This is a genomic window from Kribbella sp. VKM Ac-2568 (assembly GCF_004345365.1).
Taxonomy (GTDB): domain Bacteria; phylum Actinomycetota; class Actinomycetes; order Propionibacteriales; family Kribbellaceae; genus Kribbella; species Kribbella orskensis.
The window spans coordinates 675,177-693,610 of sequence record NZ_SLVF01000004.1 but is presented as its reverse complement, the minus strand read 5'-3'; the positions used below and the strand labels follow the sequence as shown (position 1 = coordinate 693,610).

General features: G+C 69.4%; 21 protein-coding genes. 4 read left to right on the top strand and 17 right to left on the bottom strand.

Annotated features, from left to right (window positions below; all coding sequences use genetic code 11):
* The 3 genes from EV648_RS14555 to EV648_RS14545 all read right to left on the bottom strand — a co-directional run.
* Positions 1-150 (bottom strand): twin-arginine translocase subunit TatC (locus tag EV648_RS14555; protein WP_199234599.1); only part of this gene is annotated, 150 nt, incomplete at its 3' end.
* 76 nt (positions 151-226) lie between these two features.
* A complete protein-coding gene (locus EV648_RS14550; RefSeq protein WP_132290492.1) occupies positions 227-532 on the bottom strand; it encodes a twin-arginine translocase TatA/TatE family subunit in 306 nt (101 codons plus the stop codon).
* Between the two features lie 53 nt (positions 533-585).
* Complete coding sequence (locus EV648_RS14545) at positions 586-777, bottom strand: hypothetical protein (protein WP_132290489.1); 192 nt, start codon at positions 775-777, stop codon at positions 586-588.
* A gap of 163 nt (positions 778-940) precedes the next feature.
* Here EV648_RS14545 and EV648_RS14540 point away from each other — a divergent pair, with 163 nt between their 5' ends.
* Entirely contained in the window at positions 941-2,131 is a 1,191-nt protein-coding gene (locus tag EV648_RS14540; protein ID WP_132290486.1) for a winged helix DNA-binding domain-containing protein, read from the top strand.
* A 61-nt stretch (positions 2,132-2,192) separates the two neighbouring features.
* Here the strand turns inward: EV648_RS14540 and EV648_RS14535 are convergent, their stop codons facing one another.
* Positions 2,193-3,170, bottom strand: coding sequence for a YafY family protein (locus EV648_RS14535; RefSeq protein WP_132290483.1), 978 nt, complete (start codon positions 3,168-3,170; stop codon positions 2,193-2,195).
* Entirely contained in the window at positions 3,167-4,129 is a 963-nt protein-coding gene (locus EV648_RS14530) for a YafY family protein (protein ID WP_132290480.1), read from the bottom strand. The genes EV648_RS14535 and EV648_RS14530 overlap by 4 nt, the downstream gene beginning before the upstream one ends.
* A gap of 224 nt (positions 4,130-4,353) precedes the next feature.
* On the opposite strand from EV648_RS14530, the gene EV648_RS14525 reads away from it, so the two are divergent.
* Complete coding sequence (locus EV648_RS14525) at positions 4,354-5,385, top strand: DUF3866 family protein (protein ID WP_241995151.1); 1,032 nt, start codon at positions 4,354-4,356, stop codon at positions 5,383-5,385.
* 31 nt (positions 5,386-5,416) lie between these two features.
* Positions 5,417-5,887: a hypothetical protein gene (locus EV648_RS14520; RefSeq protein ID WP_132290474.1), complete on the top strand. Its 471-nt coding sequence runs from the start codon at positions 5,417-5,419 to the stop codon at positions 5,885-5,887.
* A gap of 75 nt (positions 5,888-5,962) precedes the next feature.
* On the opposite strand, the gene EV648_RS14515 is transcribed toward EV648_RS14520, so the two are convergent.
* The 3 genes from EV648_RS14515 to pafA form a co-directional block, all read right to left on the bottom strand.
* Positions 5,963-6,940, bottom strand: a complete 978-nt coding sequence (locus EV648_RS14515) for an FKBP-type peptidyl-prolyl cis-trans isomerase (RefSeq protein WP_132191033.1) — start codon at positions 6,938-6,940, stop codon at positions 5,963-5,965.
* 187 nt (positions 6,941-7,127) lie between these two features.
* A complete protein-coding gene (locus EV648_RS14510; protein WP_132290471.1) occupies positions 7,128-8,426 on the bottom strand; it encodes a GNAT family N-acetyltransferase in 1,299 nt (432 codons plus the stop codon).
* Between the two features lie 75 nt (positions 8,427-8,501).
* Entirely contained in the window at positions 8,502-9,863 is a 1,362-nt protein-coding gene (gene pafA / locus EV648_RS14505; RefSeq protein ID WP_132191035.1) for a Pup--protein ligase, read from the bottom strand.
* Between the two features lie 122 nt (positions 9,864-9,985).
* Between pafA and EV648_RS42580 the strand changes: the two genes are divergently transcribed.
* A complete protein-coding gene (locus tag EV648_RS42580) occupies positions 9,986-10,144 on the top strand; it encodes a hypothetical protein (RefSeq protein WP_158293987.1) in 159 nt (52 codons plus the stop codon).
* Positions 10,145-10,251: 107 nt separating this feature from the next.
* Here EV648_RS42580 and EV648_RS14500 read toward each other — a convergent pair whose 3' ends face one another.
* The 9 genes from EV648_RS14500 to ald all read right to left on the bottom strand — a co-directional run bounded on the left by EV648_RS14500 (position 10,252) and on the right by ald (position 18,341).
* On the bottom strand, positions 10,252-10,989 hold the full coding sequence (locus EV648_RS14500; protein ID WP_132290468.1) for a pseudouridine synthase: 738 nt from the start codon (positions 10,987-10,989) through the stop codon (positions 10,252-10,254).
* The gene (gene scpB / locus EV648_RS45190) at positions 10,982-12,631 is read right to left on the bottom strand and encodes an SMC-Scp complex subunit ScpB (protein ID WP_370452716.1); all 1,650 of its coding nucleotides are present in this window, start codon (positions 12,629-12,631) and stop codon (positions 10,982-10,984) included. Before scpB ends, EV648_RS14500 begins: the two co-directional genes overlap by 8 nt.
* A complete protein-coding gene (locus tag EV648_RS14490; protein ID WP_132290465.1) occupies positions 12,628-13,662 on the bottom strand; it encodes a ScpA family protein in 1,035 nt (344 codons plus the stop codon). Before EV648_RS14490 ends, scpB begins: the two co-directional genes overlap by 4 nt.
* Before the next feature lie 7 nt (positions 13,663-13,669).
* Entirely contained in the window at positions 13,670-14,068 is a 399-nt protein-coding gene (locus EV648_RS14485) for a hypothetical protein (protein ID WP_199234598.1), read from the bottom strand.
* Positions 14,053-15,108 (bottom strand): ParA family protein, encoded by a 1,056-nt coding sequence (locus EV648_RS14480; RefSeq protein ID WP_305000053.1) that lies wholly within the window; start codon positions 15,106-15,108, stop codon positions 14,053-14,055. The genes EV648_RS14485 and EV648_RS14480 overlap by 16 nt, the downstream gene beginning before the upstream one ends.
* Before the next feature lie 227 nt (positions 15,109-15,335).
* Positions 15,336-16,082 carry an alpha/beta fold hydrolase gene (locus EV648_RS14475; protein WP_132290462.1) on the bottom strand — a complete coding sequence of 249 codons (747 nt, stop codon included), beginning with the start codon at positions 16,080-16,082 and terminating at the stop codon, positions 15,336-15,338.
* 3 nt (positions 16,083-16,085) lie between these two features.
* A complete protein-coding gene (locus tag EV648_RS14470) occupies positions 16,086-16,277 on the bottom strand; it encodes a hypothetical protein (RefSeq protein WP_132290459.1) in 192 nt (63 codons plus the stop codon).
* A 13-nt stretch (positions 16,278-16,290) separates the two neighbouring features.
* Positions 16,291-17,229 carry a site-specific tyrosine recombinase XerD gene (gene xerD / locus EV648_RS14465; protein ID WP_132290456.1) on the bottom strand — a complete coding sequence of 313 codons (939 nt, stop codon included), beginning with the start codon at positions 17,227-17,229 and terminating at the stop codon, positions 16,291-16,293.
* The gene (ald, locus tag EV648_RS14460; RefSeq protein ID WP_132290453.1) at positions 17,226-18,341 is read right to left on the bottom strand and encodes an alanine dehydrogenase; all 1,116 of its coding nucleotides are present in this window, start codon (positions 18,339-18,341) and stop codon (positions 17,226-17,228) included. The genes xerD and ald overlap by 4 nt, the downstream gene beginning before the upstream one ends.
* Positions 18,342-18,434 lie beyond the last annotated feature (93 nt).

Sequence of the window (18,434 nt, the reverse complement as noted above, 5' to 3'; positions counted from 1 at the left end):
CAACTCCTTGACACTGGTGTCGAACGGCTGCTGCAGCAGATCCAGCGCCCAGTTGTAGAAGATCCAGCCGACGACCGCACCCAGCACGATCGCAAGCACACACTTGAGCAACCGGTTGCGCAGCTCCGTGATGTGCTCGCGCAGGGTCATCCGACCCTCTTCGTCCTTCGGCCGGCGCTCTTTCCGCCGTCCGAGCCTCACCATCGTCACAGCTGGCGCGGGTGTCTCAGTTGGCCGTGTGGGTCGGCGGCAAGCCGTCGCCCGGGGCCTGGCCGTTCACCTGGTTGGGCTGCTGGGCCGGCTGCTGGACGGGCGCCTGGGCCGGCGGCGGGGTCTGCGCCTGCGCCTGCTCGCCCTGGGTGAGCTCGTCGCCCTTCTTGCGCCCGGGGCCGACCTCTTCCTCCCAGATCTTCTTCGACTTGCCGAGCTGCCTCACCAGTGCCGGCAGCTTGGCCGACCCGAAGAGCAGCACGACGATCGCGAGGATGACGAGCCACTCCGCGCCCTGGGGCATACCGAGGAGCGTGACCATGACGAACTCCCTTTCACAAACTTCTACTCGTGGCTCAACCGTGAGCGCCGATACTACGCCCGGACCCGCTCTTCCCCGCGGGTCTGTCCGGACCCGGCCTGGGACTGCGCTTGTTCGAGCTTGGACTGGGCGGCGACCAACTCACGCGTCAGTGCCTTGGTCTGGCCCCACAGCTTCAGCGCGAGCAGGGCGAGGACCAGGAGCCACACCGCCACCACACCGATGAAGAGCAGGAACCAATACATACGACCGAGCCTATCCGGTTCACGGTCGCGACCCCTCCTCCGCGGGTCGCCGTGCGGACAACGGTGTCGGAACGTGATGGTAAGAAATGGTGTCCGCCGCGCGATCCGCGGCCGGGACAACTGCAGGGACACTGGGCTGACGACACGAAGGGGGCGCCGGGGGATGGAACAGATCTCACTCGACGAACGCAGGGCCAGGATCGGCCGACGGCACCGGCTGGCGCCGTCCTGCCAGGCGCCGGACCCGGTCCAGGCGGCCGCCTCGATGGTCGCGCTGCACGCGACGGATCCGGCCACTGTGCACCTCTCGGTCGCCGCGCGAGTGCCGGGGAGCGAGGTCGCAATCACGGAGCGTGCCCTGTACGACGACCGCACGCTGATCCGGATGCTCGGAATGCGGCGGACGGTGTTCGTCGTACCGACTCCGTTCGCGCCGGTGGTCCAGGCGGCCTGCACCGACGACATCGCCGTCAAGCAGCGCAAACTGCTGGTCAAGCACCTCACCGAGGCGGGCATCGGGGCCGACCCGGACGCCTCCGGCAAGTGGTTGCGAGCCGTCGAGGAATCGACCGCGACCGCCCTCACTCTGCGCGGCTCGGCCACCGCCCAGGAGCTGTCCGCGGACGAGCCCCGGCTGCGGAGCCGGCTGGCGATGGCGCCGGGCAAGACGTACGCCGCTCAGCCGTACGTCACCAGTCGGGTGCTCTTCCAGTTGTCAGCCGAGGGGCGGATCGTCCGGGGGCGCCCACTCGGCACCTGGTTGAGCGGACAGCACCAGTGGTCCCCGGTGGAGAACTGGCTGCCGCAGGGACCGAGTGACAAGCCTCCGGCCGAGGAGGCACGGATCTCGCTAGCGCGGGCCTGGCTGGGCGCGTTCGGGCCGGGGACCGTGGCGGATCTGCAGTGGTGGAGCGGGTGGACCCTCGGCCAGACGAGAAAGGCCCTGGCCGCGCTCTCCGCGGTCGAGGTGGACCTGGACGGCGTGGTCGGCTACGTGCTCCCTGGCGACGAGGCCCCTGAGGTCGAAGTGGAGCCGTGGGTCTCGTTCCTGCCTGCGCTCGACCCGACGCCGATGGGGTGGAAGGACCGCGACTGGTACCTCGGCGAGCACAAGTCCCAGCTCTTCGACAACACCGGCAACGTGGGTCCGACGGTCTGGTGCGACGGCCGGATCGTCGGCGGCTGGGGGCAGCCCGAGACCGGCGAGGTCCGCTACAAACTGCTGGAGGACGTCGGCTCCGAAACAGTCGCCGCGATCGAGGCCGAAGCCGCGCGCTGGACCTCCTGGCTGGCCGGCGTCCGAGTCACCCCACGCTTCCGCGCACCGCTCGAGAAGTCCCTCTCGAAGCCGTGAAGTCCCGCGCAGGTCGTCGACGCGCTGGCGAAGGCGTGAGGTCCCGGTCCGTGAGCCGGGGTCAGATCTGGTCGTCGTAGGCGGCCAGGGCCTCGCGGGCCGTGCCTGCGATCTGCCGGCCCAGGTCTGGCGGATCCAGGACCGTGGCGGAGCCGCCGAGGCGCAGTACCAGGCGCTGCAGCCAACCAGTGTCGGCGACCCGGAGCTTCACGATGAGTGAGTTGTCGGGACCCTCTTCAACGGACTCCGTGGGGTAGTACTCGGCCACCCAGCGGGCCGGCGGCGCCAGTTGGATCGTGGCCAGGAGATCGCACTCGGACGGCTGGAACATGCCGTTCGAGAGGTCGCGCGGGGTCGCCTGCGGCGGTGGCTCGCTCGGGAGCTCCAGGAGCTTGGCGGCGGCGATCCGGTCCAGGCGGAAAAGCCGGACATCCTCGGCCAGGCGGCACCAAGCCTCGAGGTAGGTGCGACCCTCCGACACCACCAGCCGCATCGGGTCCACATCCCGCTCGGTGGTCTCGTCCCGCGACGGTACGTCGTACGTGAGGTGCAGGCGGAGCTTGCCGGCCAGAGCGCGGTTGACCGTGTCCGCGATCTCAGGCGCGGCCGGCTCGACGTGCACGTGCGCCGCGGTGCCCTCGCTGGCCGCGGCCCCCTCCCCCGCTGCCGCTTCGAGCTTGGCGATCGCGCGGTCGACGGCGTCCCGGTCCTGGCCTGCGGTCACCTCGCGCAGGGTTCGCAGCGCGGTGAGCAGCGCGAGCGCCTCGTCGGCGGCGAGCCGCAGCGGCCGGGCCAGGTAGTCGGCGTTGTTCAGGTGGATGACGCCGTCGCCCTCGGCGGCGTCGATGTCGATCTCGATCAGGTCGCCCATCTGCGCACCCGGCAGGCCGCAGAACCAGAGCACCTTCAGGTCCGCGATGATCTGCTTCGGCCGCACGCCGAACTCCGCGGCGACGTCGTCCACTCGGGCGCCATCGTTCTCCCGCAGGTACGGCACGAGCGCAAGCAGCCGCTGGACCTGATCCCGCGCATTACTCATGCGGGCACCCCCGCGACCGTCCGCAGCCGCCGCAGTACGCCGTCCAGCACGTCACCCGGGCCTTCCACCACCGCGTCAGGCCCGTACGACGCGATCTCCTCCGCGAGCACCCCGGAGTCGGCGTACGGGACGTGCAGGAGATCCCAGCCGTCCTCGTACGGCTCGATCGCGTTGGCTCGGCGGCGCAGGCTCACACACGAACCAGTTCGGGCCCGGACCTTCGCCTCGGAGGTCGGCCGCGGCGGTGCCAGTTCGGACACCAGCGAGCGGATGTCGGTCCCCTCGGGCACGGTGAACGCGCCGGGGCTGCCGATGCTCTTTACGTTGCCCCCGATCCGGGACAACCGGAACATCCGGGTCGCCTCGCGGTCGCGATCGCGGCCCACGACGTACCAGCGGCCGTGCCAGGAGACGATGCCCCAGGGCTCGAGCGTGCGGGTGGTCGACTCGGAGTAGCCGCTGCGGGTGTGCTCGAAGCGGACGACGGTCCGGCTCACCACGGCCGACCAGAGCGGGTCGAAGGCCGGCTCGGAGGCGCCGACGTGCGGCTCGATCGCGCTCAGCGCGGACTGGTCGGTCTGGATCCCGGCGGCCTTCAGCTTCAGCACGGCCGACGTGGTCGCCTCGGCCAGGCTGGCGTGCTGCCAGACCCGCGCGGCGACCCCGAGCACCGCCGCCTCGTCCGGCTCCAGGTGCACCTCGGGCAGTTCGAACACGTCCCGGCGGATCCGGTAGCCGACGTCGTCGGAGAAGAACTTGTCGATGGTGCCCATCTCGATCGGGATGCCGAGGTCGCGCAACTCGTCCTTGTCGCGCTCGAACATCTTCTCGAAGGCGTCGTCGGTCTGCCCGGCGTAACCCTCGACCACCTCGCGGATCCGCTCCTTGGTCACGTATGTGCGCGCGACCAGCAGGCAGATCACCAAATTGAGCAGCCGCTCACTCTTCCGCGCTGACACCCGACCACCTTACGGGGTCCACGGTCCTACGTCGTACCCCCGCGCCGAACAGGTGTTCTAACGGCGGAACCACTAGGGCACGCTGGTAGATCCTGTGCCGTGCCGAGTGCCGCGCAGCACGCACAGGGTTTACCGACGTGCCTTAGGGTCACGGTGTGATGCGGTGGCGTGAAGGGGTTGTGAGCGAGCTAGGGCGGGGTTGGGCCGGGGCCCAGGAGTTGACGGTGGACGTCGGGGGCCGGGCTGTCCGGTCGCTGGCCTATCCGGACCTGGTGGGGTCCCCGGTAGTGGGTGACCGGGTCCTGCTCAACGTGGGAGCACTCGATCGTGGTCTCGGGACCGGTGGTTATGCCCTGGTCGTGGCGATCCCCGACCGGCTTCCGGAGGACCCGCCTGAGACCGGGCACCTGGTGAAGGCCCGCTACACGCCGTTGCAGTCGATGGTGCTCGGCGCGGACGAGCAGGACTCGCCGGACCACGCAGTACTGCGAGACGCCGACGATCTGTTCGGTACTCCGGTCGTGGTGGCTGACCTGCACTCGGCGCTGCCCGCAGTACTGGCTGGGGTTTACGAGGCCAGGCCAGGCACCCGGGTCGTCTACGTGATGACGGACGGTGGAGCGCTGCCTCTGGCGTTCTCCCGCACCGTGCCGGCACTGCGTGACGCCGGCTGGCTTGGCGGCACAGTGACGGTCGGACAGGCGTACGGCGGCGACCGGGAGACCGTGACGGTCCACACTGGCCTCCTCACGGCCGTCCACGTACTAGCCGCCGAACTCGTCGTACTGACGCAGGGGCCGGGCAACCTCGGCACTGGCACCCGCTGGGGCTTCTCCGGCGTCCAGTCGGGTGAAGCCGTCAACGCGGTCGGCACCCTCGGCGGGCGAGCAGTCGCGTCCCTACGGATCTCCGAGGCGGACCCGCGCCCACGACACCGCGGCATCTCGCACCACAGCCTCACGGCGTACGGGCGGGTCGCCCTGCAGCCGGCGGACGTCGTCGTACCGGATCTGGCCGGTGACTTCGGCGACGCGGTCCGCGACGCGGCCGAACCGCTCAAGGCCCGGCACCGGGTCGTCCGGATCGGCATCGACGGCCTGTACGACGCCCTGCGGGACGCCCCGGTCAAGCTGTCGACGATGGGCCGCGATCTCGACGGCGACCGCGCGTACTTCGAGGCAGCCGCCGCGGCCGGACGCCACGCGGCCGGGCTGGTGGACGTACCACCACCCGGATCGGGGTCCCAGTACTCCTGATCTGCAGGCGTTTCCGCCCGAGAGTTGGAGCATGGCAACCAACCTGAGCATTCACGACACCGTCGCCTCCGGACCGCCGGTCACCGCGCGGGCCTCGGCCGGCATGTGGTTCCTCGCCGTGGGCGCCGGAGTGGCCGAGTCCGTCCTCGGCGTGATCGGAGTGCTGTCGTCCGACAACATCCCCTGGGCCGCTCTCGTCGCCCAGATCGCGCTCCGAACGATCGTGTACGGCGGACTGTTCGTCGTGATCGACAGGTTCTTCCGGCAGGGGCGCAACTGGTCGCGCACCCTGCTGGCCGTGGCACTCGGGGTGGTCGGGATGGCGACGCTGGTCGCCGGGCCGATCGGGTGGCTCGCCGGTGACCGTGACTTCGGCGCGCTGGATCTCGATGCCGGGTTCTTCGCGTTCACCGTGATCCGCAGCGTGCACATGATGGCCGTGATCGCCGCAGTCGTGCTGATGTACCAGCCCGAGTCCAACCGCTGGTTCCGCCGGCCCTGAAGATCCAACCCTGAACAGCACCGCGGCCCGGTCCCCCACTCGGGAGACCGGGCCGCGGCGATGACTACTACTTGATTACTGGCCCTGCTGCTTCGGCGCCGGGAAGGCGTTCAGGACGTCGATGACGGCGAAGGCCGTGGTGACCTTGCCCTTGTCGTCCTTGGCGGCGGGCAGCTCGACCAGGACGCGGCTGCCGATCGGCATACCGGCCAGGCCGTCCAGAGCACCTGCCTGGCCGTTCGGGCCCGGGCCGACCTGGAGCTGGTCGGTCGGCGCACCCGGCTGGGCCGGAGCGGACGCCGACGCGGGCTGGCCGTCCCAGGTGCTGGCCTGCTTCTTGCCGGCGTAGTCGTAGACCACGTAGCGGCCGATGAGCTGGCTGCCCTTCTCGATCGGCTTGCCCTTGCCCAGCGCGATGATGACGGGCTTGCCCGGCTTCGCGGGTGCCTTGGTGCCGGCCGGAACCGTCACCTTCGGCTCGGCGTTCAGCTCGCCGGTGACCTTGAACTTGGTCGGCGCGGAGGCGACCGGCTCGGCGTCCAGCTTGGTGTCGTTGGCGGCGGCGCCGACCAGGTCGACGACGAAGATCAGCGTGTCGTCACCCTTGATGCCGGCCTGCTCGTTGCCCTGCTCCTTGTAGCCCTTGTCGGACGGGATCGACATCACCACGCGGCTGCCGATCTTCTTGCCGACCAGAGCCTCGTCCCAGCCGGCGATGACGCCGCCGACACCGATCGGGAACGACGACGGCGCGCCCCGGTCGTAGGAGTTGTCGAACACCTTGCCGTCACGCCAGATCTGGCCGAGGTAGTTCGCGGTGAGCAGCTCGCCCTTCTTCACCTCGGGACCGTCGCCCTCCTTGAGCACCTCGGTCACCAGGGCCTTGTCGGGCTCCCCGTCGCGGTGGGTGACGGTCGGCTTCTTGCCGAAGTCCTCGGTCACCTTGATCCCGGCCTTGCCGAAGTCGCCTCCGGAGTTGGAATCCTCGGAGCCGCAGGCGGCCAAGGTTGCCCCCAGCGCCACCACCGCGACCAGACTCAACAACTTGCGCACGAAAAGAGCACCTCAAAATCTCACGGCGCGACCTGGTCTCAGCGGCCCGCCTCGATATACGGCCAGATGAACGCGCCCACCCTAGCCTGCGCGGACAAGCACGACGCCAGCCACCTCAGTCACCGTTCGGTCACGTCACGCAGCGTCGTTGGGGCTCCCGACCGTGGACTCCGAGGTCCGTGCAGGCTCAGAAACCGACGGCGTTGTGTGGAGTGGTGTCCTGTCGCAGCATGCCACCCAGAACCGAGACAGCGCCAGGCCGGTGCTCACCGATCCGCCCCGCTGCGAGCAGGTCTCCCGGCGAAACGCCTCCCAGATAAAGCGATCCGAGCTCAGTCGTCGACAGGCTGATATCCACCTGCGCGGCCGGCGCCGCAGTACAGGTGGCTCCGTCCGGTCCGGCGTCGAGGCGCCAGCGGCCCGCGTTCCACTCGCACAGGTCGTCGGACACCTCCAGCACAAGCGACCCCGGTACTGCGTACGCGCGCGCCTCGAGTGCGGCGCTCACGTCGAGGATGCGGAGCCAGAGGTTGTCCCTGGTGCGGGTGACGCGCATCGCACGCTGATTGGCGAGCATCCAGCGCAGTGGCTCGACAACCGGGCGCTTCGCCGCCACGACCCGATTGGTGAGGTCGAAGTCGGTCAGCAGACTCCACAGAGCGCGGTATGCGTCCAGGTTCAGAGCCTCGAACGCCTCTACCTGAAGGGCTCCCGCAAGTGCCGGATCCGGGGACCACGGCAGGCGGAAGATCGCGGCGCCGTCGACGACGCCGTCTGCATCTCGGTGCACCAGGTGTCTGGCTGGACCGGAACCGTCGCGTGGAAGGTCGTTCGCCGCGAGGCCGTCCCACTTGCCCGGCAGCGGGCTGATCTCACCGACCCGCCGGGCGCGGATCTGCTCGTGCAGCACCGTCCACACCTCAGCTGCTGTCGAGCCGTCGACCAGGTCGAGCTCGCCGGAGTCCTGGACGGGGTCGCGGAACTTGGCCTCGGTGCGCTGGAGCTCCCAGCGCTCCTGGAAGGTGGCAGGCGAGAAACCGTACCGGCCGTAGATGCTTCCTTCACTCGCGCTCAGCCCGACCAGGAACTCGCCGTGCTCCCGGCAGTCGGTCAGCATCGCGGTCATGATGCCGCGGAGCAGACCCTTGCGACGGTGCGTGGCCATCACGGCGGTCGAGGTCACGCCGCCCATCGGGACCTGGCGCAACCCGGGGATGGTGACTTCCACGGAGACGATGGCCGACGCGCCCACGAGCTTGCCGTCGACGAAGGCCGCCTGAGGGCGGAACCAGTCGCTGCGGACCTCCTCGGCGTACCGGTCGAGGTCTTCGTCGGACGCGGGAGCGGGCTGGGGCGGCCAGGCCGCGTGGCCGGCGTACCAGGCGGAGGGTCGCGGTTCCTCCTGCGGCAGGCCGTTCACGTACGGCAGGACGCGCAGGTAGTCGCGGATCTCGCCCTCGGTCACCGGTCTGAACTCGATCGCCATGGGCGCAGTTCTACCGGTCGAGCGCGATCCCCGCACCAGGTTTCCGACTGGACCGAAACCTGGGGCGGGGAAGCCTCACATGCTGGCGATGAGCTTCTCGACGCGTTCGTCGTGGGACTTGAACGGGTCCTTGCAGAGCACGGTGCGCTGGGCCTGGTCGTTCAGCTTCAGGTGCACCCAATCGACGGTGAAGTCGCGGCGGCGCTCCTGCGCGCGCTTGATGAACTCGCCGCGCAGCCGGGCGCGGGTCGTCTGCGGCGGCACCGACTTCGCCTCGAACACCCGGAGGTCGTCGACCACCCGGGTGACGGCGCCCTTGCGCTCGAGCAGGTAGTACAGCCCGCGCGGGCGGTGGATGTCGTGGTACGCCAGGTCGAGCTGGGCCACCCGGGGGCTGGCCAGGCCGAGGTTGTTCTGCTGGCGGTAGCGCTCGATCAGCCGGTACTTGATCACCCAGTCGATCTCCCGCTCGATCCCGGACAGGTCGCCGGACTCGATCGCCTTCAGGGTCCGCTCCCACAGCGACAACGCGCGCTCGACGGCCGGCGTCCCGAGCTCGCGGCGGTCGACGAAGTCGCGGGCCTTGTTCAGGTACTCCCCCTGGATGTCCAGGGCGCTGGCCTCGCGACCGTTCGCCAGCCGGACCTCGCGGCGCCCGGTCATGTCGTGGCTGATCTCGCGGATCGCCCGGATCGGGTTGTCCAGGGTCAGGTCGCGCATCACGATGCCGGCCTCGATCATCCGCAGCACCAGGTCGGTGCTGGCCACCTTCAGCAGCATCGTGGTCTCGGACATGTTCGAGTCGCCGACGATCACGTGCAGCCGGCGGAACCGCTCGGCGTCCGCGTGCGGCTCGTCGCGGGTGTTGATGATCGGGCGGGACCGCGTCGTCGCGCTGGAGACGCCTTCCCAGATGTGCTCGGCGCGCTGGCTCACGGAGTACACGGCGCCGCGTGGCGTCTGCAGCACCTTGCCGGCGCCGCAGATCAGCTGCCGGGTGACCAGGAACGGGATCAGCACGTCGGCGAGCTTGGCGAAGTCGCCATGCCGGCTGACCAGGTAGTTCTCGTGGCAGCCGTAGGAGTTGCCGGCCGAGTCCGTGTTGTTCTTGAACAGGTAGACGTCGCCGAAGATGCCCTCGTCGTGCAGCCGCTTCTGCGCGTCGACGAGCAGTCCTTCGAGGATCCGCTCGCCCGCCTTGTCATGTGCGATCAGGTCGGTGACCGAGTCGCACTCGCCGGTCGCGTACTCCGGATGGGAGCCCACGTCGAGGTAGAGCCGGGCCCCGTTGCGGAGGAAGACGTTGCTGCTCCGCCCCCAGGACACGACGCGCCGAAACAGGTACCGCGCCACCTCATCGGGGGTCAGTCGGCGCTGACCGCGAAAAGTGCAGGTGACGCCGTACTCGTTCTCCAGACCGAAGATTCGCCGGTTCACATCACCCACCCTACGGCGCGCTTCCGACATCCGGGCCAGATAGCAGGCGCGCCGTCACCGCTTCGTTGTCCGGATCCGGCGCCGCAACATTTCTTCAACCGTTCGCATCGAGGTCAGAGGAGGTGGGGAACCCGGCCTCCTCAGCCAACGAAGGGGAACAGCGTGACGAGGAGTCGAAGGACTGTCTGGGCCACGTCATCGCCGCGCGCTGTGGTCAGCAGGGCTTGCTGCTGCTCGGCGTCGACCGGGACACCGGTACGCCGCACCTGCACGGCGAGTGACCGGATCTGTACCACTCACAAAGCAGAGCCTGACCGCTGAAACCAGGCGGCGACAAGCTCGCAACTCGGAGCACCGACGAGCTTGATGAGTGCTGCAGGTCCGGCCGTCAGAGGTCGACGAGGTCCAGGAGCTGACCCAGTTCCTTGCCCTCTAGCTCGCGGACCTCGCCGGTGTGCAGGTTGCCGCGGCGGACCGGGCCGATCGCAGTACGGGTGAGGCGCTTCACCGGGTGGCCGATCGCGTCGAACATCCGGCGGACGATCCGGTTGCGGCCCTCGTGCAGGGTGATCTGAACCAGCGTGCGGCCCTTGATGCTGGAGATCTCCCGGACGGTGTCGGCCTGCGCCGGTCCGTCCTCGAGGTCCACCCCGTCGAGCAGCTTGCGGAGCACGAACGGCTTCACGTTGCCGTCGACCTCGGCGACGTACGTCTTGGACACCTCGTACGACGGGTGGGCCAAGCGGTGCGCGAACTCGCCGTGGTTCGTGAGCAGGAGCAGGCCCTCGGTGTCGGTGTCGAGGCGTCCGATGTGGAAGAGCCGCTCGGGGCGGTCCTGGACGTAGTCGGCGACACACGGCCGGCCCTGCGGATCGGACATGGTCGTCACGACGCCGCGCGGCTTGTTCAGGACGAGGTAGACGTGCGCGGTGATCGGCGGGATCCGCTCGCCGTCGACGCGGATCACCGAGACCGCCGGGTCGACCCGGGTACCGAACTCGGTGACGACCTGGCCGTCGACCTCGACCCGGCGCTGCTCGATCAGGAGCTCGGCCGACCGCCTGCTGGCGATCCCCGCCTGCGCCAGCGCCTTCTGCAGCCGGATCCCGCCCTCACCGTCAACCATCGCTTCTCTCAACCCGCTCGCTCGCCGTACCCGTACCGCCATCATCCGCCGCCACCCCAAAGGCGGCGTCCTCGCCCACCTCGGGGATCTCCGCGGGATCAACCTCCTCGTCGACCTCCCCAACAGCCTCGAGCTCCTCCGCAGGCGCCAACTCCTCCTCCGCCGACTCGGCTTCCTCGGCAGGCCCCCACTCCTCCTCAACGGTCTCGGATTCCTCCGCGTCCTCGGAGTCGCCACCGGACTCGACCTCGTCGGACGGGTCGAGGTCCTCGGGGGTATGTTCGAGGTCCAGGTCGGAGGGCTCGTCGGTGCTCAGATCGCCGTCGATGCCGGGATCGTTCTCGTCGTCCGCCTGGTCGCTCTCATCGGCCGCCGCGTCCTCAGTGGTCAGCAGGACCTCGGGGTCGGCTGCCACCGCGCCGAGGTCGGACGTCACAGCCTCGCCGTCATCCCGCGTCGCATCCGCCTCGGCCCCCAGTACGTCGGCCACCGGCCCCGCGTCCGCAGTACCGGCATCGTCGGCAGTACCAGCACGGTCGGCAGTTCCGGCATCATCCGCAACACCAGCACCGTCGGCGGTACCGGCATCGGCGGCGGCATCGGCACCGCCGGCGTCATCCGGGGCGTCGGTGTCGTCCGCGGGACGAGCGTTGTCTGCGGTCCCGGCGTCGGAGGCGGGCTCGTCGGCGGGCTCGGGCACCAGCGGCTGCTGGGCCGGCGGCTCGTCGGAGGAAGCGGGTGGGGCTGCGTCGGCGGCTGCTTGGGCGGCTAGTTCCTCTTCCATGTCGTCCATCTCCGGGAGGTACGGGGCGAGCTCGGGCAGGTCGTCCAGGCTCTGCATTCCCATTCGCTCCAGGAAGTACGAGGTCGAGCGGTAGAGGGTTGCCTGCGATTCCGTGTCCGCGCCCGCTTCCTCGACCAGGCCGCGGCTGATCAGCGTCCGCATTACGCCGTCGACGTTGACACCCCGGATCGCGGAGACGCGCGCCCGGCTTACCGGCTGCTTGTACGCGACCACCGCGAGTGTCTCCAGCGCCGCCTGCGTAAGCCGCGCCTGCTGTCCGTCCAGCACAAACCGCTCCACGTACTGCGCTGCGTCCTCGCGGGTGTAGTACCGCCAGCCGCCGCCCACCTCGCGCAGGTCGAACCCACGCCCCTGCTCGGTGTACTCCTCTGACAGTCCGGTCAACGCGGCCGACACATCCGGCGTAGGCCGCCCGACGCTCCGAGCCAGCGTCAACACCGGCAACGGCTCATCCGTCACCATCAGAATCGCCTCGAGCGCCCGCCGCATGGTGTCGTCATCAATAACAACCTCATCCCCCACCGGCAACTCCGCCTGCCCGGGCGCGCCCTCGTCGCCGGACGGCTCGTCCACGTCGGCGGCCGCTTGCGCGGAAAGCTGCTCGGCGTCAGCAGCCTCCTCGCCAGACGGCTCCTCGCCGGACGCATCCTGCTCCCCCACCTCGGTGGGCGACTGCTCCCCGTCGGCTGTCTCCTCGGCGGACGGTTCGGGGTCGGCTGCCGGGCTCTGGTCGACGGGTAGTTCGGTGGTGGTGACGGAGTCCAGGGCGTCTGCTGTGGCGGAGTCTGCAGGGGTTTGGTTGTCCTGGAGATCGGTCGGGGTCTGGTTCTTGGTCACTGCTCCACCGTCTCGTTGTCCGCCGGCTCACGCCGGCCTGTTTCTTCCTGCGCCGCATCGGCGGGCTCCGGGACCGGATCCGGAGCTGGCTCGGTGAGTTCTTCGCCGGGCTCGAGGAAGTCGGTTTCGTCGGAGACGACCGGGGCCTCGCCTTCCTCGCCGTCGGCCTTGGGGACCTCGTCGAACTCGTCGCCGACCTCGATCTCGCCCTCGTCGGAACCGGTCCAGCGGATCGTCAGCTCACCCAGCGGCGTCATCTGGTCGAACGCTACCGCCGCCTCGCGGAACAACTCCAGCAACGCGAGGAACCGGCACACCGTCGTCACCGTGTCCGGCGAGTCCGCGATCAGCGCGCGGAACGTCGTACTGCGTTGTCTGCGCAGGCGGTCAACCACGACCAGCGCCTGTTCGCGAACGGTGACCGTCGGGGCGTGCAGGTGAGCGAGCGAAACCCCCTCCGGCACATTCGTCTTCGGCGCCAGAGCGCGAGCAGCCAGCGCGGCGAGCCCGGCCGGATCCACGCCGAGCAGAACCTCGGGCAGCAGATCCGCGAACCGCGGCTCCATCCCGACCGCGCGCGGGAACCGTTTGGCCTCCTCCGCCATCCGCCGCTGCATCAGCGCCGCGATCTGCTTGAACGCGCGGTATTGCAACAACCGCGCGAACAGCAGGTCCCGGGCCTCGAGCAGCGCCAGATCCTCGGCGTCCTCGACGTCGCCCTGCGGCAGCAGCCGGGCAGCCTTCAGATCGAGCAGCGTCGCCGCGATCAGCAGGAACTCGGAGGTCTGGTCCAGGTCCCACTCCGACCCCAGTGCCTTGATGTGCGCGATGAAGTCGTCGGTGACCTGGGACAGCGCGATCTCGGTGATGTCCAGCTTGTGCTTGCTGATCAGTTGCAGCAGCAGGTCGAACGGGCCCTCGAAGTTGACCAGGTGGACGCTGAAGCCCTTGCTCTCGGTCGCCACCGGCGACTGCGGGTCAGCGGCGCCCGGCAGGTCGATCGGCAGATCCGAGGTGGGGGCATCGCTCATGGCGAGGTCACTCCGCGGCCCGGAGCCGTTGCACCAGGACCGAGTCCGGCCCGTGGTCGACGAAGTCGGCCAGGAGCACGTCGATCGCCTCGCGGACGATCCGGCCGCGGTCCGCGGTCAGGCCGTGCTCGGCCCGCAACGCGAGTCTCGTCTGTTCCAGTCCGAGCAGCTCTTCCTCCGTCACGTACACGGTGATCTTCGTGTCGTGGCGGATCCGTCCACTGGACTTGCGGTCCTCGACGACGGCCGTGCGCGACCGCCCGTTGGTACCGGGCCGGTCGGCGCTCAGAGCAGTTTTACTCCGGGCCGATCCGTCAGTGGCTGTGCTTGTCTCGGGTCTGGTCTGCTTCGGTGCCGCACCCCCGAACAGCTCGCTGGCACCTGGCAGGCTCACCCGGCGGGACAACGCGCCAGCACCTCCTTGGCAAGGTCGCGGTACTGGGTAGCCGCTTGGGACGATGGCGCGTACGTCGTGATCGGCTCGCCGACGACCGTGGTCTCGGGGAACTTGACGGTACGCCGGATGACGGTGTGGAAGACGCGCTCGTCGAAGGCCTGGACGACCCGGTCGAGCACCTCCCGGGCGTGCGTGGTACGCCCGTCGAACATGGTGCCGAGGATGCCGACGATCTCCAGCTTCGGGTTCAGCCGGTCCTGCACCTTGCCGATCGTGTCGGTCAGCATCGCCAGGCCGCGCAGCGCGAAGAACTCGCACTCCAGCGGTACGACGATGCCGTTCGACGCGGTCAGGGCGTTCACGGTCAGCAGGCCGAGCGACGGCGCGCAGTCGATCAGGATCACGTCGTACAGCGGGATGATCGGCTCCAGCACCCGCTGCAGGGTGTACTCGCGGGCGACCTCCTGGACCAGCTGGACCTCGGCCGCGGACAGGTCGATGTTGGCCGGCAGCAGGTCGAGGTTCTCGACCCGGGTCGCCTGGATCACCTCGGCGGGCGTGATGTCGCGCTGCATCAGCAGGTTGTAGACCGACAGCTCGAGGTCGTGCGGCTGCACCCCCAGGCCGATCGACGCCGAACCCTGCGGGTCGAAGTCGATCAGCAGCACCTTGCGCCCGGTCTCGGCGATCGCGGCGCCCAGGTTGATGGTCGTCGTGGTCTTGCCGACGCCACCCTTCTGGTTGCACATGGCGATCACCTGGGCCGGCCCACGACGGGTGGGCGGCTTCACCTCCGGCAGATCGGGAAGCGGCCGTCCGGTCGGCCCGATCTTGTTCCTCGGGCCGTGCGGGTCATTCACAGGCGCGATGTCCTCCGCGGTCAGCTTGGCCGTCGGCCTCGGCATCTCCGCATAGTTGCTGGGTGGGGTGACGGCCCGTGCTGGTGCGGGGGCAGTCGGGGGCGTGGCGGGCGCCGTTTCAGGTGTCGACGACATCGGTTCCGTCGACGACGACAGGTGCTGGGTGCCCGGGAATGTCGACTCGTTCATGACTCGTCAAACCTTTCAACCGATACGGGCGATCCCAGCGACTGTAAGCGTGCATTCAAGCACTCTCAACCAGCCACTCCGCAGCGGGGTCGGGTGGTTTGTGGTCGGCGTTCCGGACGGGGCCGATCACCCCGCCAGAGTGACCGACCGTGACCAAATGATCGCACACAGCACCCGTCCTGCGCTCCGCCGGGTCCAGCGTGTCACCGGCCAAGGAGAACCCGGCCTCAATGATCCTCCAACCAGTCGAGCAACAGCGGAAGGAACACCCCGGAAGCTTCGTGGTGCACGTCATGACCGACGGCCGGCACCTCGACGAACCGGCCCCGCGGGATCGCCTCAGCAAGCTCCCGGACCACCGGCGCCGGGCAGAACGGATCGGTCGCGCCGGCGATCAGCAGCGCAGGGCAGGCGATCGCTCCGGCTCGCGAGCGGCTGATGTCTCCGCCGTCGAGGACGATCTGCCGCAGAGCCGACGCCCAACTCCGGACCATCGCGCGGGCGTTGTCCGGTCCGTACGCCTCAGCAAGGTAGGCAGCCAACGGCAGCAGCAGCGGAGTCGGCTCGTCCAGCAGGCGCTCCAGCGGACCAAAACCGCCGGCCGGCGCGACCACCTGGCCGGCGACTCCCCAGGTGACCACTGACAGAGCGCGGGCGGGCGCAAGGGCAGCCATCAGCAAGGCTGTCTCGCCGCCATCACTGAAGCCGACCAGGTGGGCCGACTCGATGCCGAGGTGGTCGAGCAATCTCAGGAACGTGCGAGCGTCGTCGGCATAGAAGTCGGCCGTGTAAGAACGAGGCTGAGGCTGCGAACGACCGCAGCCCGGCAGGTCCGCGGCGATCACCCGGAAGCCGGACGCGAGCTCGCCGCGCAGACGATCCAGGTCGGTGATGCTCCCCGCCCACCCGGGCAGCAGCAGGACGGCGTCGCCTTGGCCGTGGTCCTCGTAATAGAGGCCCTGGAGAAAGGGCATGCCTCAGACCATCGCAGGCTCGGGACGCCTGGCGCGTTCGACGAGCCGGTCGTAGGTGGAGAACCAGCCCAGGATCACCCAGGCGAGCAGCGCTCGCGCGGCAGACAGGGCCGCCGCGGCCACCCCAGTCAGGTCGAAGAACAGCTCCAGCCAACTCGCGTGCCGCTCTTCCGCACTCCCCGCTCCATCCGCCACGGGAGCACAGTAGCTAGCCCGACAGCGCTCGCGGGTGAGAAGTCGCGTAGACCTCGCGGAGTTTGTCGACCGTCACCAAGGTGTAGACCTGGGTCGTCGTGACGGAGGCGTGGCCGAGGAGTTCCTGGACCACGCGGACGTCGGCGCCGCCGTCCAGCAGGTGAGTGGCGAACGAGTGGCGCAACGTGTGCGGTGAGATCTCCTTGGCGACTCCCGCACGCTCGGCGGCGCGTCGCAGTACGGTCCAGGCGCTCTGGCGCGACAGGCGTCCGCCGCGAGCGTTGAGGAAAAGGGCCGGAGTACCGCGTCCCCGGCCAACGAGGTCGGGCCGGCCCCGCACCTGGTACGCCGAGATCGCGTCGCGGGCGTAGGAGCCGACGGGCACGACTCTTTCCTTGCTGCCCTTGCCGCGGAGCAGGACGGTCCCCGTCTCGAGGTCGACCTCGTCCACGTCCAGCCCGACGGCCTCAGAGATCCGCGCACCCGTGCCGTAGAGGAACTCCAGCAGCGCGGCATCCCGGGTCGCCAGTACTGCGGGCTCCGCCTCGGCGCCGGCCGCCGCCGACAGAATCCGGGTCACCTCGTCCACGGAAAGGGCCTTCGGCAAGCGTTGCGGCGGCGCGGGTGGTTTCACCGCGGCCGCGGGATCGACCGCCGTCAGGCCTTCGCGCAGCAGGAACTTGTGGAACCCGCGGACCGCGACCACCGTGCGTCCCGCGCTCGACGCGGTCAGTGGCGGGTGGTCCGGATCCCCTTCGCGCAGGCGCATCAGGAAGTCGCTCACCACGGCCTCGGAGATCCGGCCGAGGCTCTGGATGTCCGCCTCGGCCAGGAAGGCGTCGTACCGGCGCAGGTCGCGGCGGTACGACGCCAGGGTGTTGGCGGCCAGCCCTCGCTCGACCGTGAGGTGGTCGAGGTACGAGCTGACCGCCCGACTGATCTCCGTGCTCAGACCAGTACCTCGTCGAGCTTCAGCTGCTGCAGGTCGTGCGCGTCCGCGACCGGGCCGTAGGTGATGTGGCCGTCGTGCGTGTTCAGGCCGAGCGCAAGACTGTGGTCCTGCTTCATCGCCTCACGCCAGCCCAGGTTCGCCAGCTCCACGGCGTACGGCAGCGTCACGTTGGTGAGCGCGTAGGTCGAGGTGTTCGGCACCGCGCCCGGCATGTTCGCGACGCAGTAGAACAGCGAGTTGTGCACCCGGTACACCGGGTCAGCGTGGGTGGTCGGACGCGAGTCCTCGAAGCAGCCGCCCTGGTCGATCGCGATGTCGACGAGCACGCTGCCCGGCCTCATCCGCGAGACGAGCTCGTTGCTGACCAGCTTCGGGGCCTTCGCCCCGGTGACCAGGACCGCACCGATCACCAGATCGGCCTCGAGCACCGCGCGCTCGATCTCGTAGGCGTTCGACGCGACCGTGCGCAGGTGTCCCTGGTAGGTCCGGTCGGCGTCGCGGAGGCGGGCGATGTTGCGGTCGAACAGCTGCACCTCGGCCTGCATGCCGAGCGCGATCGCCGCGGCGTTCATGCCGGCCACGCCGGCGCCGAGCACGACCACCCGGGCCGCGTGCACGCCGGAGACGCCGCCCATCAGGACGCCGCGGCCGCCGCCGTTGGCCATCAGGTGGTAGGAGCCGGCCTGGGGAGCCAGCCGGCCCGCGACCTCGCTCATCGGGGCGAGCAGTGGCAGCGAACCGTCCGGCAGCTGCACCGTCTCGTAGGCGATGGCGGTGATGCCGGACTTGAGCAGCGCGGTCGTGCAGTCGCGGCTGGCCGCGAGGTGCAGGTAGGTGAACAGCACCTGCTCCTTGCGCATCCGGTGGTACTCCTCCTCCACCGGCTCCTTGACCTTCAGCACCAGCTCGGCGTCGGCCCAGACGTCGTCGGCCATGGGGAGAATGCGGGCGCCCGCGGCGACGAACTCGTCATCAGGGAGCAGCGAGCCCGCGCCGGCCCCTTGCTCGATCAGAACCTCGTGCCCGTTGCGCACGAACTCGTGCACGCCGGCCGGGGTGATGGCCACCCGGTACTCGTGGTTCTTGACTTCCTTCGGAACTCCGACCTTCACAACTTGCCCTTCTTCCGTTTCCAGGTGACGACCCCGGACCGGTTGCGTCCGAGTCGCCGGCGGCTCACGTCGTTGTGGTCCGCGGCCCGGGCG

Bases quoted from the DNA above. Each gene is read 5' to 3' on its own strand.
- EV648_RS14550 (WP_132290492.1), bottom strand. From the start codon at position 532: ATGGTCACGCTCCTCGGTATGCCCCAGGGCGCGGAGTGGCTCGTCATC.
- EV648_RS14545 (WP_132290489.1), bottom strand. From the start codon at position 777: ATGTATTGGTTCCTGCTCTTCATCGGTGTGGTGGCGGTGTGGCTCCTG.
- EV648_RS14540 (WP_132290486.1), top strand. From the start codon at position 941: ATGGAACAGATCTCACTCGACGAACGCAGGGCCAGGATCGGCCGACGG.
- EV648_RS14535 (WP_132290483.1), bottom strand. From the start codon at position 3,170: ATGAGTAATGCGCGGGATCAGGTCCAGCGGCTGCTTGCGCTCGTGCCG.
- EV648_RS14520 (WP_132290474.1), top strand. From the start codon at position 5,417: ATGGCAACCAACCTGAGCATTCACGACACCGTCGCCTCCGGACCGCCG.
- EV648_RS14510 (WP_132290471.1), bottom strand. From the start codon at position 8,426: ATGGCGATCGAGTTCAGACCGGTGACCGAGGGCGAGATCCGCGACTAC.
- EV648_RS14500 (WP_132290468.1), bottom strand. From the start codon at position 10,989: ATGGTTGACGGTGAGGGCGGGATCCGGCTGCAGAAGGCGCTGGCGCAG.
- EV648_RS14490 (WP_132290465.1), bottom strand. From the start codon at position 13,662: ATGAGCGATGCCCCCACCTCGGATCTGCCGATCGACCTGCCGGGCGCC.
- EV648_RS14480 (WP_305000053.1), bottom strand. From the start codon at position 15,108: ATGAACGAGTCGACATTCCCGGGCACCCAGCACCTGTCGTCGTCGACG.
- EV648_RS14475 (WP_132290462.1), bottom strand. From the start codon at position 16,082: ATGCCCTTTCTCCAGGGCCTCTATTACGAGGACCACGGCCAAGGCGAC.